This window comes from Streptomyces rishiriensis, assembly GCF_030815485.1.
GTDB lineage: Bacteria > Actinomycetota > Actinomycetes > Streptomycetales > Streptomycetaceae > Streptomyces > Streptomyces rishiriensis_A.
In genome coordinates this window covers 318,037-336,360 of record NZ_JAUSWV010000001.1, presented here as the reverse complement: position 1 = coordinate 336,360, position 18,324 = coordinate 318,037, and the positions used below count along the sequence as shown (strand labels likewise).

Annotated in this window: 12 protein-coding genes and 1 pseudogene; 9 read left to right on the top strand and 4 right to left on the bottom strand. The window is 65.0% G+C overall.

All coding sequences use genetic code 11. From position 1 onward, the window contains the following. Positions 1-730 precede the first annotated feature (730 nt). The 3 genes from QF030_RS01680 (at position 731) to QF030_RS01670 (ending at position 5,724) form a co-directional block, all read left to right on the top strand. Positions 731-2,188 (top strand): hypothetical protein, encoded by a 1,458-nt coding sequence (locus QF030_RS01680; protein WP_307160830.1) that lies wholly within the window; start codon positions 731-733, stop codon positions 2,186-2,188. Positions 2,189-2,639: 451 nt separating this feature from the next. Continuing rightward, complete coding sequence (locus QF030_RS01675; RefSeq protein ID WP_307160829.1) at positions 2,640-3,656, top strand: helix-turn-helix domain-containing protein; 1,017 nt, start codon at positions 2,640-2,642, stop codon at positions 3,654-3,656. 772 nt (positions 3,657-4,428) lie between these two features. Next, positions 4,429-5,724, top strand: a complete 1,296-nt coding sequence (locus QF030_RS01670) for a tetratricopeptide repeat protein (RefSeq protein WP_307160828.1) — start codon at positions 4,429-4,431, stop codon at positions 5,722-5,724. 132 nt (positions 5,725-5,856) lie between these two features. On the opposite strand, the gene QF030_RS01665 is transcribed toward QF030_RS01670, so the two are convergent. Continuing rightward, entirely contained in the window at positions 5,857-9,270 is a 3,414-nt protein-coding gene (locus tag QF030_RS01665) for an ATP-binding protein (RefSeq protein WP_307160827.1), read from the bottom strand. A gap of 60 nt (positions 9,271-9,330) precedes the next feature. Here QF030_RS01665 and QF030_RS01660 point away from each other — a divergent pair, with 60 nt between their 5' ends. From QF030_RS01660 to QF030_RS01640, 5 genes and pseudogenes are all read left to right on the top strand, one after another. Continuing rightward, positions 9,331-10,089, top strand: coding sequence for a tetratricopeptide repeat protein (locus QF030_RS01660; protein ID WP_307160826.1), 759 nt, complete (start codon positions 9,331-9,333; stop codon positions 10,087-10,089). A 4-nt stretch (positions 10,090-10,093) separates the two neighbouring features. Next, positions 10,094-10,705, top strand: a complete 612-nt coding sequence (locus QF030_RS01655) for a TetR/AcrR family transcriptional regulator (protein ID WP_307160825.1) — start codon at positions 10,094-10,096, stop codon at positions 10,703-10,705. Positions 10,706-10,939: 234 nt separating this feature from the next. Then, positions 10,940-11,098 (top strand): hypothetical protein, encoded by a 159-nt coding sequence (locus tag QF030_RS01650; protein WP_307160824.1) that lies wholly within the window; start codon positions 10,940-10,942, stop codon positions 11,096-11,098. A gap of 399 nt (positions 11,099-11,497) precedes the next feature. Continuing rightward, positions 11,498-11,749: pseudogene (locus QF030_RS01645) on the top strand (WhiB family transcriptional regulator); the annotation flags it as partial. A gap of 115 nt (positions 11,750-11,864) precedes the next feature. Beyond that, complete coding sequence (locus QF030_RS01640) at positions 11,865-12,776, top strand: lytic transglycosylase domain-containing protein (protein ID WP_307160823.1); 912 nt, start codon at positions 11,865-11,867, stop codon at positions 12,774-12,776. A 305-nt stretch (positions 12,777-13,081) separates the two neighbouring features. Here QF030_RS01640 and QF030_RS01635 read toward each other — a convergent pair whose 3' ends face one another. The 3 genes from QF030_RS01635 to QF030_RS01625 all read right to left on the bottom strand — a co-directional run bounded on the left by QF030_RS01635 (position 13,082) and on the right by QF030_RS01625 (position 16,524). Beyond that, positions 13,082-14,971, bottom strand: a complete 1,890-nt coding sequence (locus tag QF030_RS01635; RefSeq protein WP_307160822.1) for an amidohydrolase — start codon at positions 14,969-14,971, stop codon at positions 13,082-13,084. A gap of 68 nt (positions 14,972-15,039) precedes the next feature. Beyond that, positions 15,040-15,660 (bottom strand): YoaK family protein, encoded by a 621-nt coding sequence (locus tag QF030_RS01630; RefSeq protein WP_307160821.1) that lies wholly within the window; start codon positions 15,658-15,660, stop codon positions 15,040-15,042. A 201-nt stretch (positions 15,661-15,861) separates the two neighbouring features. Beyond that, positions 15,862-16,524, bottom strand: a complete 663-nt coding sequence (locus QF030_RS01625) for a hydrolase (RefSeq protein WP_307160949.1) — start codon at positions 16,522-16,524, stop codon at positions 15,862-15,864. 977 nt (positions 16,525-17,501) lie between these two features. Here QF030_RS01625 and QF030_RS01620 point away from each other — a divergent pair. Further along, complete coding sequence (locus QF030_RS01620) at positions 17,502-18,281, top strand: pyridoxamine 5'-phosphate oxidase family protein (RefSeq protein ID WP_307160820.1); 780 nt, start codon at positions 17,502-17,504, stop codon at positions 18,279-18,281. The last annotated feature ends 43 nt before the right edge of the window (positions 18,282-18,324 follow it).

The following is an 18,324-nucleotide window of genomic DNA, read 5'->3' as shown; positions in this document are numbered from 1 at the left end:
AAGATCTCGGGCTGGCGATCACGGTGTCCGGCGCCTCGACCACATAGCCCAGAAGGGATCGCTGGCCACCTGCCCTGCCGCCTTCGATCCGTCCCCCGCACTGGTGAAGTGGGTCACCCTGCTCGTCGTCGCCCGGGAGATCAGCACGGTCATCCGGATCCGTCCCAGGGCGGCACCGGGCTGCGTGAACGCCACATTCCGCTGCCATGGTCCGGATCACGAATCCACCGACGAAGGTGGTGGCGACGCCATCTTCTGCCTGTCCTGGTCACACTCGGCGCCGGTGACCAAGACAGCGGCCCACGGGCCCACGCCGGCGCGTGATGAACCCGCTTGGCGCGCAGATCTGGGCGGACAGCCGCCCGCACTATCGCCGGATCGGTTCTCGTCCGAGCGCCGGAATGCCATTCCCACCCGCGTGCATGGCAGATGTTCCGCGGCTGCCGATGCAGTCCGAACCGCCTGACGCTTCCTCGCCGGAACCGCCGGAACCGCCGGCGCCCTGGGGCTGCAGCGCTGAAGTGGTCCGCAACCTCAGTGTCCGGAATCTCGGTTGAACTCTGCGCCGCCCACACCCGTCTGCCGTGCAGAGGGGCTCTACGGCGTTCTGCTCAAGGTGGAACTCAGCCGACGACGTCGACAGGGCCGAGCACCACTGACGAGAGGCCCGACCTTGACGGACACTACCCTGAGCAGAGACACGACCAGCGTGACCCGACGTCCCGGTCCCATGATGTCCATCCGCGCTGGGAGACGGCCTCTCGGCACCCTTCCGCTCGTGCTGACGGCAGCCATGTTCACGCTGGCCCAACTCGGCCTCGTGAAAACGGGGATGGGGCTCGGCTGGGACGAGACCGTGTACGTCAGCCAGGTCAGCTCCCATGCTCCGCCGGCATTCTTCAGCGCACCGCGCGCCCGCGGCATCTCCCTCCTCGTCGCGCCTGTCACGTCGTGGTCATCCTCGACCTCGGTATTACGTGCCTACCTGGCAGTTCTGTCGGGACTCGGCCTCTTCCTGGCGTTCCGCGCCTGGCGGAACATGTTCCCGATCAAGGTGCTGACTTTGGGGGCGGCACTTTTCAGTACGCTCTGGGTGACCTTGTTCTATGGCCCCCAGGCGATGCCCAACTACTGGGTCGCGATCGGCGCCCTGGCCGGGGCGGGCTACTTCGCGCGTGCACGATCCGCCGTCGTCGACCGCACCGCGCTGTGGGGGGTGGCCGCAGGCGGAGCGCTGATGGCGTGGATGCGGCCGACCGACGCGGTCTGGTGCAGCCTTCCGCTGTTCGCGCTGATGGCGACCGTGCGAACGTGGCGCCGGCCGTGGCCGTTCGCCGCACTCGCCGGTGGTCTGCTGTCCGGTGCGGCCCAATGGGTTGCGGAGGCGTACCTCTCCTACGGCGGTCTGGGAAACCGCCTGTCCGAGGCATCCCGGATCCAGGGCGGTCTGGGATGGAACATTGCCGTGGGTGACCAACTGCGCAGCCTGGGCGGGCGCACCCTCTGCCGCCCCTGCACCGGGCAGATGCCAGGTCCGGAGGTGACGGGCTGGTGGCTTCTCCTCCCCCTCCTCGCCGCACTGGGGCTGGTCACTGCGATCAGACTCGGCCGCGCGGCAAGTACCTCGCTCATGCTCGCCTGTGCCGCGACGGCCGGCCTTCCGTACCTGTTCATGATCGGATATGCCGCACCCCGCTTCCTCCTGCCTGCCTACGCGCTGCTCGCGATCCCCGTCGCGGACGCGCTCATACGGCTGCCGGGCACGGTGAGCCGGGGATGGCGGCCGGTGGTGACTGTGCTGCTGGGGATCGCCCTCTCGGGACACCTGGTGGTGCAGTACGTGGTTCTCGAAAGAACCGTCCAGCGCACCACGGCCGCACACCGCGAATGGGACCGAACGGCTGACCAGCTGCACCACTTGAGCGTGCGCCCTCCCTGCATGCTGACCGGTTATCAGGCCCTCCCTGTCGCTTTCTACGCCGGCTGCTCCTCTGCCGCGACTTCCGGGCACAACGCGAACAGCACACCGGGCGAGATCGTGAAAGCCACGGCATGGACACACGTTGCTGTCATCGTCGCGCCGGGAGCGAAGCCACCGGGCTACGCCCGCTCCTGGGAAGCGCACCGCATCGATGATCTACGTGTATACATTCCACCGACCTACCGAGACCAAAGTCGGCAACCGTAGTCGGAACCAGGGCGGTGTGGTGTTCGCCGCGGTTATGGCCGGACAAGCCAGGTCCTCGTGCCGGCGCTCGAGAAATTTTTGGCGTCCCGGTGAAGGGCATCCTTCCTGAGCCTGTGGTGCGGTGGTGTCACCCCACACTCTTTCTCTGGGATCACCGTCTCGGCTGCGGACGTTGGACCATCGGGACCGTCATCGGGCGTTCGACTGAACCTCGATGACTATCCGTTTCTTGTACAGGTCGGTAGCGGCAGACCCCCCGCTGCGGCTGTTCCCTGCACACCAGATTCGCGATCGCCTGCTGCGACGCCGGACCGGCTGACCGTAAGGACGCGGCTCAGCCCGGTGAACAGGCTTTTAGAGGATGGCGCGGGCACCGTGATCACACCTGTCGACAGACAGATCACCGGCGCGTCAGCAGCAGTTACGTTAAAGCCACCAGGAAGAAGGACTCATGTCGGAGAACCTTGCAGTGCACCGCCCATATGTAGATGGTGCCGCCGATGCCGGCGTTTCTCGCCGCCCGAACCTTCTGGCATCCGTTCGAATTCCACCCCGCTCTGGCCCGGAAATGCAGGATATGGTCAAGAATTGGAATTCCAAGATCTTTACGCACGTGACGGATCTAGCCCTGCCGTCACAGTACGCATGGCGTGAGTTCCGGTTCGATGCGCACGGTTACAGACTGCAAAACATCATATACGCGAAGCATCGCTCTGACGCAGTCACTGGAATTTCCGGGAGAGGGGACGACGGTGATCCAATAGTCGTTCACATAGTCCTTTCGGGGTGGGTCAGATTTGAGGATGCGCATCACTCCATAACCGTTGAGCCGGGCTACATGTGCGTCCGCGACACTCGCAGGAAATGGCGGTTCTGGTACGGGCCGGGCGCAGTTTGTCAGTGGCTGGTGATTCCGCGCACCCGTATGAGTTCGTCGCGGACACCTAAGGATCCCGTAATGGTCGCTTGCGCAACTCCCGAAGCGAGACTTTTGATTTCGTATCTCGACATGTTGAACGATCACGACCCTTCGTCTCTGTCCGTATCGGGGGAAGCGGCGATGGAAGAGGCGACAATAAGCCTTCTGTGCGGTCTGATTTCTGCAAACGTGGCACACGGTATTGGCGGACGCGCGCATGTCGTCGTGGAGGCGGCCAAGAAAATAGTAGATGAAAACCTTGAGAAAGCGGATCTTGATCCTGCGGTGATTGCGAACATCTTGGACGTATCGGTGAGAACGCTTCACCGTTCCTTTGCTGCGGCTGACGACTCGGTGATGAGCTATGTCAGAAGGCGGCGCATCGAGGAGGCTCAAATGGACATCATCAACGGCAGCGCGCCGGCCAACATATCCGACCTCGCCGCGAAGTGGCACTTTTCGGACTCAAGCCACTTCATTCGGCAATTCAAGCAGATCTACGGAACCACGCCCGCTGCCTACTTGCGGACACTTCGCGTCAGCCGCTGAATTCAGCTGGGAAGCTCCACGGTGTCCGTCCCTCCTCTCTCGCCCGGAGACGAGGCAGCCCTCCCGCTGACCTCGAACGTCTCCGGCGCCCAGATGCCTGACCAGGCCGAAGCCGCAGGTGCCTGCTCTTCCGCCCCTGCCTGGCGGACGTCGTGAACGCGTCCGGGCGCGCGGATCTCGGGCGGATGGCCGTTCCGGCCTGCGGACGGCTTCTGCGCGCGGCCGCAATGGGCCGGACAGAGCCGGCGGGGCTCCCTTGAACGCCGGGCCTTCCCGTGCTCGCCCCCGACAGGCCGTCAGATCCCTGCCGAGTCAAACAGGTACCTGACCAGCAACGATACGGAAATTGAGAGAGATTGTCATACCTCGCCTGGCGCGCTAAATGGCGCTGACATTCTATCTTTGCCATGTGTGCGATGCGCTATAAATGGCGTCAAGCACCGAAGGAGGCGCCCGTCGAGTCGGGGCATTTCCTTCACTTCGGATGATATGCAATGGCCATGGAGAATTCATGAAGCGCAACACGAATAATCTCTTCCAGACCTTCAACCCGAAGCGCCCTCTGACCACCTTGGTGTAAAGGGCGGACATGCGTCCTGGTGTCGCCGAATCCGTTGCCGCCCCTTTGGCGGCGTGTATGAAACATTCAAGTAGGGCCTGACAAGCGGCTGCCGGAGCGTGCTGACAAAACGCCTCGGCAGCCGCTTTTCTGTCGGCTCTAATAGGAGTAGTCCCAATAATCGATCACAGTCGATAGTTTGGAATATATGCGATGCGTGATATCGGTCTGACGCTGCCAGGATTCCTGAGCAGGCCGTTTTTCGATCTTGGATTGCCTTGTGATGATTCACCTGCGTATACAGCTCCGCTCGACGTGGATCGGAGAAACCTGACGGCACCGACAGATCTCCCGATGCTGTGGCAGACCATGAACGCCTCCTTTCGGGAGGAGCTGATCCAAGCTACTGGATTCCACGAGTACACGTTGACTGATCCGCGCCAGCTTGACGTCGGACTCCGAACTCCTGATTGGCAAGTGCTTGTTGATAGCGTCGAAAACTTTGCTGATTTGGATGTCAAGCAGAAGGTGAAGACACTTCGCGTTCTCAATCGATTGGGGCTGTTCAAGTGCACGATAGACATTACGTCACATGACCGGTTTCTCGAACCGTCCGACGACTCCAGCGCAGGAGTGGCCTGGCTAAGAGCCTACGCGCGCTATCGCCTGCAAAATGAGAGCGAGGACGTCGGATATTGCATAGACGAGTTCGAGGCCATAGCTGTCACTGCCCCGCCCGGGTTGTGGAAGCTGGCTGCGATTTACCAGAAGGTCGTCCAGAGTGTAAAACATGAAGGAGATGTGCGGGCCGCCGAATTCTGGCAGGGAATCCATGGCGTAGAGATCGAACAAATCTCGAGCGAAATATCCCGTCAGGACTACCTGATGGCCAGAAGTCGATTCCATCGGGTCCATGCGTTTATTCCTCAGATGAAACAGGACAGTGCCGGTACGCAAGCAGAGATGGAACTCGCCAGAAAATATGCGGAAGACGCATTTTATGGAGATTCCGTACAGCTGGCGTACGCCAGAGAAATCGCATGGCCAGTACGGGAGAGCCTCATCAAGGAGTCGCTTTGGAATGGTGACCTGGATTTGGCTCTGGAGCGCGCAGTGAACCACAGGAACGCTGATCCATTTGATGCCCGGGTCTGGGTGAACTGCGGAGAAGTCCACCTGGAGCGAGGCGAGGCGGAAAACGCGCTGGAAGCGTATCGCGAGGCAGCTCGCCTTGCTCCCCCCGGCGGTGCTTTGATCAACTTCATGGTAGGGCACTGTCATGAGATCACGGGTAACTCGGATCTCGCTCTGGACAGCTACCTGGCCAGTCTACGCATTGACCCACTTGCTATTTCTTCCGCGAAGGGCGCCCTACGCGTCGCCGACGCGCTCGGATCGCGGATGCGCCACTGGGCGCAAATGCAAGTAGAGAAACTCGAAGAAATTGGCTCGGCTTCGGTTCCTCAGCCCGAGCCCGCTTATCGAAAGCTTCCGCCGGCTGCAGGCTGATCAGGCCGGCCGGCTCGCCGGGCGGGTCCCTCTGATCACGCCACCGACATCCTTGTCTCGGAGCCGGGTCCGGCGGCAACGGCCCGAGCCTGGCTCACCGGCCATCAGGCGACGACACACGCCAGCCATCGATCAGATGGCGTGGCCGCCGCGCCGCTCGATCCGGGCAAGGAGCCCCTCAGCGCGTTGTACGAAGAGAAGTGCCCCTTGCCGGTGTGCCACGGTGCGGGCCCGGTCGGCCAGGCGCACCGCACTACGGTTGTCGCCGGCCACGTGTTCCAGTTGGGCGCGCACGAGGATGATCAGAGCCTCTGCCGAGCGTTGGCCGTAGCGTTCGAGGTATTCCTCGGCGCTGTCGAGCGCTGCCGCAGCCTGGTCCAACGAACCGGCGGCGATGCGCATTTCGCCGAGCAGGGCATACCAGGTCGAGACGCAGGTGCGGGCGGGGCTGGCCAGGTGGGTGCGAATGAGGCGTTCGGCCTCGTCCGCGGCGGCGGTGGGGTTCTCGCCGGTGGTTGCCAGCGCCCAGCATCGGGCCAGGCGCAGGTAAGTGCCCAGCGAGGCGAAGGAGAAGTGCGGGTCGGCGGCGATCCCGCGCTCGGCCGCGCGCAGCGCCCATGCCGGGTCGCCTACCACCGAGGCTGTCCGGGCCTCGAAGGAGGTGGCGGTGGTGACGGAGTACGGGTCGTCCCCTGCCGCCTTGGCCAGTACGTCGAGTACCGCACGCGCTTGTGCTGTCTGTCCGTGATAGCCCGCTATTTCGGCGAACATCCCGGCAGTCATCAGCTGGACGCCGTTGCGCACGGGATCGTATTCATCATCGTCGGGGCCGAAGAAGGTGTCGGGACTGAGGGCGCTCAGCCGCTGGTAGGACTCTCCGATGTTTCCCAGGCACCACTCGTGGATGCCCGCTGCGGCCCTGCCGTAGCAGCGTGCGACCGTGTCCTGGGCGGTCTTGCCCAGTTCGTCGAGCCGATGGGCAAGAGGAGTGCTTCGGTCCAGGTCGAGGGCCTGGCCGTGGGCGGTCCAGCGTGAGAAGAGAAACCCGGCCGCGTCGCGGTCGCGCCCAAGGTGCCGAGCGACCTGTTCCGCTCGCTCCAGCAGGCTGACCGACGCTGTGCCGTACATCGAGCGCATCCCGACGACCGCGATCAGCTGTGAGAGTGCCCCGAGTTCCTGCTCGAGAAGCGACGCCTTGCGTGCCAGCTCCACGGCTGACCCGAGATGGCGCTCGGCTGCCCCCAGTGCCGTCTTCGCCATGGCGTGTGTGCCGGCGCGGACCAGGGCCGTTATGGTTCGAATCGGGTCCGTGACGGGGCCCGCGCTCCATAGATGGTGTGCCAACCGCTCGGCGACGGACTCGTCACTCAGGACGTTCTCCTCGATGGCGTCCGCGATGGAACCGTGCAGCGCCGCGGCGCGACCGGGCGGGATCGTTTCGGAGACTACTTGACGCACCAGATCGTGGGTGAAGCGGTAGGAGAAGGGGTCGTTGGGTGTCGGGCCGACCAACCCCAGGACGCGGACGGGTTCCAGACGCTCGAGGCAGGAAGCCACGTCCAGCGAAGCCGTCCGGGCAAGCAGGGTGAGCTCGACGCAGCGGCCGACCAGTGCTGCTGTCTCGAGCAGCTCGTGTGCGTCGCTGTCGAGCACAGCGAGCCGGTCACGTACGACATCGCGCACCGTCACCGGGACGTTGCTGTGCAGCACGGTGTCCTTGGTGACCTCGCCGTCGGCGGCCCACAGCCGGCCCAATTCCTGGACGAAGAACGGGTTGCCTGCCGTGCGTGTGTGGACTGATGCGGCCGCGTCAGGAGTGAGGCGTATACCGGTCTCGACCCGGATGAGTTCGGCCACCTCGGTGGGACTCAAGGGACCGACCAGGATCCGCCGGTGACCTGTCGTGCGACTGGCGGCCGCCAGCGTCCGGACCAGCTCCATGCCGGACGAGGGGCCCTGGCTGCGAAGCGCGCCGACGACCGCTGTGCCGGCGGGGAGGCGTGAGACGACATGATCCAGGAGCTGCAGCGAACTCGTGTCGGCCCACTGCAGATCGTCGAGCATGAGTACGACCGGTCGCTCCCCGGCCGCCTCGGCGATCAACTCCACGACCTGTTCCAGCAGGCGGAACCGGGCGTTGCCGTCCGGCATCGCGGGTACTGCGGGCCTTTCCACGTGTGAGCCGATGAGATGACCGAGATCGCGGGCCGCCCACTGCTCCTGTCGTGCTTGCGACACGACGGCGAACAGGCTGGACACCATCTCGACCCACGGCCACATCGTCGGCCTTGCCTCGCCCTCGAGACAGTGACCCCAGACCACCAGAGCGCCCCGGTCCTCAGCGTGGCCGGCGAGCTCCTCCATGAGCCGGCTCTTCCCGGCTCCGGGCTCGCCCTCCAGCAGGACCACCGCCGTGCCGCTGCCCAGGGCCGGCTCAACAGCACGTTGCAGCGCCGAGAGTTCGTCGGAGCGGCCGACCAGCCGGTCCGCGTCGCCCGGCGGACGCGGCAAGACCGGTGGCAGTGGTGGTGCCGCAAGCCTTGAGGGTGAGGCTTTCGGAGCTGTGGCTGCTGAGACTTCGATCTCGGGAGTACGGGCCGGGTAGGTCTGGACCGGATAGGTCTGGGGCGGGGAAGCGTGGGGCGGGGGAGTCTGGGTGAGCACCCGCTGATGGGCGGCTTGGAGAGCCTGCCCGGGGTCGATTCCGAGATCGTCGGCGAGCCGTCCGCGCACGGCCGAGTAGATGGCCAGGGCTTCCGCCTGCTGGCCCGCGCTGCCCAGCGCAGTGATGAGGCTGGCCTGCACCGGTTCGTGCAGCGGAGCCATCGTGGCAGCCAGGTGCAGAGCCGGCAGCACTCGCGCGGGCTGTCCGAGCACCAGCGCCACCTCGGCCGCGGCCATACAGGCCTCGAAGTACTCGTCATTGAGGCCGGCGAAGATCGGAACCGCCGAGGGCCCATGCACCCACCCGTCGCCGGCCGGACCACTCCAGAGACGTAGCGCGTCGAGATAGTGATTCAGTGCCGCTGCCTTGTGTCCTTCCGCCAGCACGGCCCGGGCGGTTCCGGCCTTCTGCCGGAACCTCGGGAGGTCGACAAGGTCCGCTCCCGCCGCGCACAGGTAGCCGTTGCCCCGTCTCAGCAGGTACGCGCCCGTTCCACGCGGGGGCAGGCCGGGCTCCAGCAGGCGTCGTATCGAGCCGACGTACTTGTGGATCACGTTGAGAGCGCTGGCGGGCGCGTCTTCGCCCCAGATCAGGTCGATGAGCTCCCCGACGCCGATCGGCTGGCCTCCGCGAGCGAGGAGCAGAGCGAGCAGGTACGCCTGCTGCCGCGGCCCAGCCTCGAGTTCGCACTCGCCCCGCCACAGCCGCAGGGGACCAAGTACCTGAAGGCGCAGAGGGGCCTCGACGGGAGGCTCTCCCACGATGGCGGCGTTTCCGGGAACGACGAGCGTTGCTGTCATGTCCAGCCCTTTCGGTGGCTCGGCCCTACCCGCCGCCCGCTCTGGGGTGGATCGGAGTTGCGCTAGCGTGACCGCATCCACACTCTAACCACTAGAGTGGCACTCTAGCCAGTACATGTTTTCTCGATCGGATGAGGCACGGTGACGAACGGACAGCACCTTCGCGCGACGTTCCGGCGCGGTGACACCAACGCCGTGAGCCGGATGGCCGCAGGGCAGGTCGAGCGATCGCAAGCGGCCGGCGACCCGGCCGGCGAGGTGGAGGGGTTGTACGGCCTGGCCCGGGTTGCCCTGCGCAACCAGGAGCTGGATCGAGCCGCCGAATTGGCGCAACGGGCCCTCACCGTCGCCCAGCAAGGGGGCATGCCTCGCTTGGAGGAGCGGCCGCGCCACGTGCTCGCCGCCGTGGCCCGGCTGTCGGGCGACTACGCGCGGGCGCGGGACCTCTACGAGGCCAGCGTTCGACTCAACCGGGAGCTCGGGCAGGATGAACACGTGCACTCCGAGTACCACAACCTGGCTCTCGTCGAGTTGCACCTCGGCAACGTCGAGCGCGCGCGCCGGCTGATCGAGGAGAGTCGCGAGCGTGTCTTTCGAGATGGCTACCGTGACTTCCTGCCATACCTGGGAATCGCTGCTGCCGCCCTCGCGTCGGCCGACAGGGACGTGCAGCTGGCCGCGCGGCTGATCGGACTCACCGGCCGGGCTTTCGCGGACCTCGGCCAGGTGCCCGACCCCGATGACGCACGGGAGCTGGACGCGCTCCGGATCCGCGTTGAGGACGCCCTCGGGCTTGACGTGTTCGATGCGGAGTGTGTGATTGGTGCAGGCTGGACCGTCATGAGAGCATTCGGCCGTGCATGGGCGGGCGGCACCGGCCGCCACCCGGACGGGGAGTGAGACGTTGTCAGCCCAAGCACCGAGCCGTCGCGACGAGTACGCCAAGATGACTCGGGACGAAATCGTCAAAGCCGCACGAAAGCTCTATGCCGATCCGGGCTACGCGCAGACCACGGTCGAGAAGATCGCACGCGAGGCGCGTGTCTCCCCTGCCACTGTCTACGCCCAGTGCGGAGGCAAAGAGGGTCTGCTGCGGACGTTGATGGACATCTGGACAACGAGTCCGACCGTGGCGCGGATCATCAGCGACTCGGCGGCACAGTCCACAGGCCGGGCCAAACTCGAGGCCCTGGCCGAGGGCTACGCGGCGCACGCCGCAGAGGCCGGCGACATCATGCGGATCGTCGAGCGCGCCGGGCCGAGTTCCCCGGCAGCACAGGAGTTCCTCGACATCGCCGACCAGCGCCATATAGAGGCGCTGGAGATGATCGTCGAGGGGATCGCCGACAACGGCGACCTGGCCGAAGGGCTCACGGTCCAGGACGCGGCGAGAATCATCTTCTTTCACTTCCGCAACCCGCAGTTCGTCCTTGCCGTGGATGCGTTCGGATGGGGCGTCGACCGCGCGAAACGGTGGCTCGTGGACCGCGTCGCGGCCGCGATTCTCAAGGACTGACGCCGGACTCCGACACGACTTCTTCACCGCTGCTCCGCAGCGAGCGCCTGTCTTCCCGCCGGTCTTGTTCCGCGGTCCCGCTTCAGGACGCCGGCGGCTCCGGCCGATGGAGTGCTGCGCCGGCGACAGCATCGGATCTGCAGGGTATCCATCCGGATCGCAGGCTTGTGACAGTCGATCCGATCGGTTTCCGGGCACAGTCCGGGCGGCCCCGCTACGGGCTTCTCGATCAGCATGAGGGACCGGGACCGGCTCACGAACATCGAGATCGCACCCGACGGGGCCGCTCTGATCCGGCGGGCGCGCCTTCTGCAGCCCTGCTGTCCGCTGCTCAGCCTGCCCCTCGCGCCCAACCTGGTCGTCATGCCGGCGCACGATGCGCACCGCCACTGACCCCGGACGAGGTCATCACCGCCCAAGGACCCCGAGGCGTGGGAATGTTACAGATCGGTCTCGGATGGCGCTCCTTAGAACTGATGGGCTGAGCTGGCCCGTGTGTGGAGTGCCTGAGTTCTGCAGCAGCAGGAACGCTGGGCCGACGGATCGTTGCGGGGGGACTCCACCGGAAGTGGACCAGCAGAGTGAACGGCCAACGGAAACGATGTTGGTGACATTGCCTTCTCCCTCTTGCAGATTCCGGACCAGTCCTTCTTGTTTGAAAATGCATAAAACCAGCCCGACGAACTGCTTTGCGGGATTCGGCGCCGGTTAGTCGCACGGGAAATCGATCTTGAGACCCGCACTCCGTGTAGGCAGAACCTCAGAAAATCTACGGAGAGTTTGGTGGGTAAAATGGGCATTGTTGATTGGAGCGAAAGGGGAGTCTGCGGGCTACCCGAAGCAGAGGCTCTGTTTTCCGAGCCTGGATCTCAGCACGAAGCCAAAGCCGTGTGCAATCAATGCCCTGTACGCGTCGAATGCCTCGCTTATGCCCTGGACCAGCGCATCGAGTTCGGAGTATGGGGTGGCAAGACCGAGCGCGAACGCCGTGCCATGTTGAGGCGCCGTCCAGGCATCCTTTCTTGGCACCGGATTCTCACGACAATTCCTTGACCTGTTTTCAACGTGTCGAGCAAGTGGATACACCATGTCGGTCGACGCAGAACTTTTTTCGGCTGAACGAGTTGGGTGAACTGCGAAGGAAGTGGGGAACAGAGCGGTGGCAGGCGAGTCAAGCGCGACCAAAATGGCCGTTGCGGCAGTCGGCGGGTTCGGATGCCTTGCCGCTCCCGTGGGGGTGGCCCTTGTGACCGGCGTTCTGATCCTTGTCGGCGGGCTGGGAGTGCTTCTGTTTCCCCTCGTGATCATCTACATGTTCTTTCATGGACTTTCGTTCTCGGGACTCGGGAGTGTAGGTGACCTGAACAGCGGACTCTCAGACGCCGAGCAGCGTTGTGAAACCTCGGAACGCGCGAACCTGGAGTCAGATTCGCAGAGTGCGGCCGATCGAGCCTCGAGAATCATTACCGGAGATGGTCTCGGGAAACTGGAGGTCACCCTCTCGAATGGCGCTGAATACGCTGGTGGTGAACCCTGCACTGTTCCTCCTGACCTGTATTCTGTAATCAATAGCGCTGGTGAAGTGTGTGACGCAATCGGCCCCGTAGTCATAGCGGCCCAGATTCAGTATGAATCCGGATTCGATTCCAAATTTGTGGGCCCAAATGGCGCCAAAGGTATTTCGCAGGTGCCTGGCGATGTCTTCAAGCGGTTCCAGGGGGAGGATGCTGATCCATTCGAACCGAAAGAATCGATTGCTGCGCAGGGAAAATATCTGTGCGATCTCTCCAAGCAGATAGGGGAGATGCTGGAGCGCAACGAATTGACAGGCAACTTGCTTGATCTGACTCTGACTGCCTACGACGTAGGTATCGGCACTGTTCGGACAGCACAAGCTGTTCCGGCCACCAATGAATCCCAGAGTTACATCACAGGCGTTCGAACCTGGTTCGCCACCATGGAAGGTGTCGGACCGCCTCCGCGGAAGCTTGCCGGAGTACCGGGACTACGGGACGACGGCGGCCAATCCGGACCTGCAGCAGAGCCAGTTCCTGAGCCGGAACTCCAGTGAGACTCCTTGGGGACTCCCTATTGCGCCCCCACCCGGCAGCGACACCGATCAATCGGACGCTGGCCTGCTTGAGGAAGCTCTCGCTCACCAGCGCGGCATCATCACCGACTCGAGTCACCGCCCGCGGTGTATGGGTCACCGCAGTCGGCGTCCATGCCCCCACCCCTGATGGTGGTCTGCTCGGACCAGCCGGCCCAGTAAGCAGCGGACCGAACTCCAGCCGCGGGAGAAGCGGTCCCAGGTCCATCAAGCTCTCGCAAGCTCTCGCCTGATACGGAGCGGTGACGTGGGCCCGCCGTGGTGCGTTACAGAACGAAGCAGGTGTCGAAGACCGTGGTCGGAGTATCGGGAGCGAAGCCTCGCTGAATCCGCCACTGCCGGTGCTGTTCGGATTCGGATACGGCGTGCGCCATAAGCTCTGCCTGGCGGGCGCCGGCGATGCTGGGCTTCACGGTGGCCTGATAGCCGCCGTAGTGTGCCACCGGGCTCCATGTCGGGTGGACGGCGGGTATGGCTTCGTCCAGCCCCTCATATTCGGCTGCGGCGTAGACGATGCGGCCGCCGGTCACGGTGAGCAGGGACTCGATGTGCGGGATGTCGTGTTCCGGGACAGTGAAGAAGTCGTCGGAAAGGATGGCGAAGTCGCCGTAGTATCCGGGTTTGAGGACGCCCTTGACTTCGTGTTCCCCGGTGAGCCGTGCGCCAGCTTGTGTGTACATGCTCAATGCGGTCTCTCGGCTGACGCGGTTTTCGGGCGCGTAGATCGCCAGGTCGCCCACGGTCCGGCCGGTGACCAGCCAGTGCAGCGCGACCCACGGGTTGTAGGAGGACACACGCGTCGCATCCGTTCCGGCGCCGACTGTCAGGCCACGGTCCAGCATGGCGCGTATCGGCGGGGTCTCGGTGGCAGCTGCGGCCCCGTAGCGTCGCACGAACGCCTCGCCCTGGAAGGACATCCGGTTCTGGACCGAGACGGCACCGCCGAGCGCCGCGATGCGGTCCAGGCTGTGTCGTGAAACGGTCTCGGCGTGGTCGAAGAGCCACCGGTTCCCGTGGGGGAAAAGACCCTCGCCGGCGAGCTTCTCGAAAACGTTCAGGTCGCGGCGGATGGTCTCGTCATAGGTGGCATGCAGCCGGAAGCCCCAGCCATTTTCCAGAAGCAGCCGCACCGCCGTCTCGAGATTCTCCTCGTAGCCCGCGGCCAACTCGGGCCGGGGCTGGACAAAGTTCTCGAAATCGGTAGCCGCCCAGATCAGGCTCTCGCCGGCGCCATTGAGACGCAGCCACTCATCGCCGTCTCCGGGCTTGACCATAGCGATCCAGCGTCGCAGATCGTCGATCTCTTGGCCTGGGGTCTGCGGGAAGAGGTGGTAGGCGATTCGCAGCGACAATTGGCCATCTCGGGCGAGACCGACAACGGTGTCGTAGTTGTCCGGGAAGTTCTGGAAGCCGCCGGCGGCATCGATGGCTGACGTGAGACCGAACCGGTTGAGTTCGCGCAGGAAGTGCCGGGTGGAGGTCCTCAGGTCCGCACCCTGCAGCACTGGCGCCGCGGAGAGGGTGGAGTACAGAATCAGCGCGCTGGGCGCGGCCAGAAGCATGCCGGTCGGCTCCCCATCACGGCCTCGCACGATCTGGCCACCTCTGGGATCGGGAGTGTCCTTGGTATAGGCGGCAGCCTTCAGCGCCGCGCGGTTCATGAGGGCCGCCTGGTAAAGGTGAAGGACGAACACCGGGGTGTCCGGTGCGGCGGCGTTGAGCTCGGCGACGGTCGGCAGCCGCTTCTCGGCGAACTGCTCCGCCGACCATCCGCCGACGACCCGGACCCATTGGCCTTTCGGAGTGCGGGCAGCCTGCTCGCGCAGCATCGCCAGCGCCTGGCGCAGTGTGGGGACACCGTCCCAGCGCAATTCCAGCACGTAGTTCAGACCGCCCCGGATCACGTGCAGGTGGGAATCGTTGAGGCCGGCGATGACGCGTCGGCCCAATGCGTCGATCACTCGCGTTCGGGCGCTGATCAGTTCGACGACATCCGCGTCTTCGCCGATCACGGTGACTCTGCCGTCCTTGACGGCTATGGCGCCGGCCTGCGGACACCCCGGATCACCGGTGTAGATCTTGGCGTTGCGGACCACGATATCGGCGACATGGTCGGCACGGGCAGGTGGGAATCCAGCGACAGGCATGGTGGCCATGGGAATCATCTCCGGCGGAGGTCGAGGTGAGGGAGGAGGAGCGGGCCGAGATGTCCGCGCAGGACACCTCAACCAGAAGACGAGAGCCGCGGCAGGACCAGAGCCGCGACAGCGGTACCCAAGGCGCTCAGCAGCAGGGGCCAGCCCAGTCCCGTGTGGCGCACGAGCAGGGCTCCGCCCAGCGCGCCCGCCAGCATCGCCAGCACGGAAGCCAGACGACGGCCCATACGTGGATTGGTGCCACCGGCCCAGGTCGAGTCGGACGCAAGAGCGGTCAAGGTGAGCGTAAGTACCGTCGTGGTCACATCCGGAACGGCGAGTCTTCGCACGGTCGCGTTGCGCAGGCCCATGGCCAGCGCGGTCAGGGCGATCAAAGCGTGGACCGCGTGTCCGGTGGTGAAAGCGACGGCTGCGCTCACGGCCAGCAGGAGCGCTTCGATGCCCAGGACCCGGCGCAGGAAGCTCACGGATGTATGGGCGTGCATGACCTTTTCCAGCCGCCCGGCGACCATTGCCCCCGTCAGGAAGGCGGCCAGCGACACCAGTGAGCCGACAACCGAGAAGCCGGGGGCACCTGCGACCGCGAACCCTATGACGACCACGTTGCCGGTCATGTTTGCGGTGAAGACATGTCCCAGGCCCAGATAACTGATCGCGTCGATCAGACCGCTCACAGCGGTCACGGTCATCAGCGACGGCAGGAGCGGCCTGCGACCGTCTGCGGGTGAGGTCGCAGGAACGGTATGAGTGGAATCCACAGTTGTTTCCTTGGTCAGGCCCGCGCGGTTCGTGTGCTCGAACCCGGGCCCGGCCCGTCTGGGGCCGGGCCCGCCACCGGAGGCGGCGCCGGCCCCGGGCTCTGGGTCCCGGAGCGGCACCGGCTCGGCAGCTCAGCCCGCTGCGTGGGCCCCGGTGATGGCGTCGGCGTAGACAAGTCCAAGGCCGTAGGCGCCGCCGTGCTCCCTGACGATGTCCGTGACGGGGCCGTACGTCTTGTCGCGCCCCCAGTCACGCTGCAGCTCGAGCAGGACCTGAAGCCAGGTCACCGGCACCGCGCCGGCACTGATCATGCGCTGAATGGCATGCTCGTGGGCCTGCGGAGTGACTCCGGCGCAGGCGTCGGCCACCACGTAGACCTCGTAGCCCTGTCTGAGTGCGGACAGAGCCGGAAGCACGATGCACACCTCGGTCCACAGACCCGCAATGATGATCTTCTTGCGGCCGGTTGCCTTGACCGCTTCGACGATCGAGCCCTCCTCCCACGGGTTCATCGTGGTGCGGTCGAGGACCTCGTGGCCCGGGAAGACCTCGACCAGCTGCGGCATGATCGGACCGGAGAACGACTCGGCGGCCACGGTGGTGAGGACCACGGGTACGTCGAACACCTTCGCCGCCTTCGCCAGGCCCACGGTGGCATTGATGACAGCGGTGCGGTCCCCGTTGCCGGCGCCGAAGAACATCTGCGGCTGGTGATCGACGAACATCATCACCGAGTTGTCAGGACTCAGGAGGTCCGGGCTCGGAGCTGCCTTGACATTCGCGATATTGAACATGTCGAATTCCATCTCGTTTTGGCTCGGCTGCTGATCAGCCGAACATGGCGCGGGCCCGTCGGACAGCCGCTGGGAGCGGTCGCGCAAAGGGGCCGCGCGGCGGCTTTCCCGGGCGTCTGTACGGGTGGCGGTTCATCCGTGGAACGGGCAACCTCCCGCAGAACAGCGGGAGGTTGCGGGGTACAGCGGGCCGACGATGTCGATCGCGCCAGCGGTGTGCGTGCCAAAGCCCTCCTGGCGAGCACGGCCCCTCATTCCCGAGAGGAATCTAGGAGCACGCGGTGGACGAAGAGTGAAGGAATCCTGGAACGCGTGCGAGCTCACTCCGGCTGTCCAGGCCTGGTCGCGCAACGGCAGACGCGTCCCCCGAACGGGCGCGCGTGCCGGACGAGCTGATCAGCGGCCCTGTGGAACGTCGGCGCAGGCATGCGGTCGTGGCCGGTCGTGGCCCGCCTCGGTGTAGCCGATCAGCGTCAGCCACCACTGCCGCGGAGCCGTCCCGTGAGGCCGCAATGGTCCGCACGCTCACCGCTGGTCCCGGCCCGCTGAGTGCCGAGAGGTCCTTCAGCCGCACCCCCGTGGGCCGCAACCTGCCGACTGCAACAACCTGATCGGCCACCCCACCCGGCGCCATGCCTTGGCCGGCCATGGGCGCCTTCTTCCACGCCGGCGGCATCGGCGGCACCCGAACCCAGTGCCGCCCTTGCCCGCACTGTTCAGGCGAGGGAAGACCGCCTGAGGTGATTCCCGCTCAACTGTTCATGCACAAGGGGGTAAGTCCGCGGGCTCAGACTTCGTGGACACACCGCCTGATCGCGTCGTCCACCAAGGAGGCACCGTGCAGACCCATCCCTGTGCGGCGACTTCGCACGGCCGACTCTCTCACCCGCCTGGACGCCCTCCCGCTGGTAGCCGCGTCACTGTGACGACCCGTCATCCATCTCCGGCAACGCGGGCGGACGCCGCCTCGACACAACGTGAAGAACCAAGCAGACGGCGGGCACGAAGCTCGCACCGGCCAGGAGGAACAAATGAGCCGAAACTACTATGCAATTGCTTTCACCGAGCCGGTTGTGGAAGCGCAGAACCACTACGGCAGCCGGAGAGCGGTCGAGCGCACAGACCGGACGCCTTCCGGCCCGAGGCGTACGGGTAGACGTCCGGCGGACAGGGAAACAGACGCAGCCTCGATCAACGAATCCGCGGAGATCAAGGCGCTCGACCAGATCAAGGACCCGCTGGGCAGCGCCGAACGGGACTTCATCGCCGAGCAGGACGGCTTCTACCTGGCGACAGTCGCCGCCGATGGCCGACCGTACGTCCAGTTCCGCGGCGGCCCACAGGGCTTCGTCACGACCCCTGACGAGCACACTCTGGCCTGGCCCGACTTCCGAGGCAATCGTCAGTACATCAGCACGGGCAATGTGGCGTACGACCCGCGCGTATCCATCATCTTCATGGACTACGCCCGCCAGGCGCGCCTCAAGATCTTCGGCATCGCGACCATCGACGACATACGCCACCGAGGACCCTCAGCAGGAACATCAGGGATTCCTGGGTACAGGGCGATCGTGGAACGCGAGGTGCGCGTCCAGATCACCGCCTTCGACTGGAACTGCCCCCAGCACATCACTCCGCGCTACACGGCTGAGGAAGTGGCGTCCGCAGTGCAGCCCCTTCGGGACCGCGTCGACGCCCTGGAGGCCGAGAACGAGGTTCTTCGTACCCGGATGGCGGCACTCCAGCCGGACTCCTGAATACTGCCCTCAGCTGCCGCGACAACCAGCGGAGGAGCGCTCA

Excerpts from the sequence above, each read along its gene's own strand:
- QF030_RS01680 (WP_307160830.1), top strand. The coding sequence starts at position 731 with ATGATGTCCATCCGCGCTGGGAGACGGCCTCTCGGCACCCTTCCGCTC.
- QF030_RS01675 (WP_307160829.1), top strand. The coding sequence starts at position 2,640 with ATGTCGGAGAACCTTGCAGTGCACCGCCCATATGTAGATGGTGCCGCC.
- QF030_RS01670 (WP_307160828.1), top strand. The coding sequence starts at position 4,429 with ATGCGTGATATCGGTCTGACGCTGCCAGGATTCCTGAGCAGGCCGTTT.
- QF030_RS01650 (WP_307160824.1), top strand. The coding sequence starts at position 10,940 with ATGAGGGACCGGGACCGGCTCACGAACATCGAGATCGCACCCGACGGG.
- QF030_RS01635 (WP_307160822.1), bottom strand. The coding sequence starts at position 14,971 with ATGGCCACCATGCCTGTCGCTGGATTCCCACCTGCCCGTGCCGACCAT.
- QF030_RS01630 (WP_307160821.1), bottom strand. The coding sequence starts at position 15,660 with ATGACCGTGACCGCTGTGAGCGGTCTGATCGACGCGATCAGTTATCTG.
- QF030_RS01625 (WP_307160949.1), bottom strand. The coding sequence starts at position 16,524 with ATGTTCAATATCGCGAATGTCAAGGCAGCTCCGAGCCCGGACCTCCTG.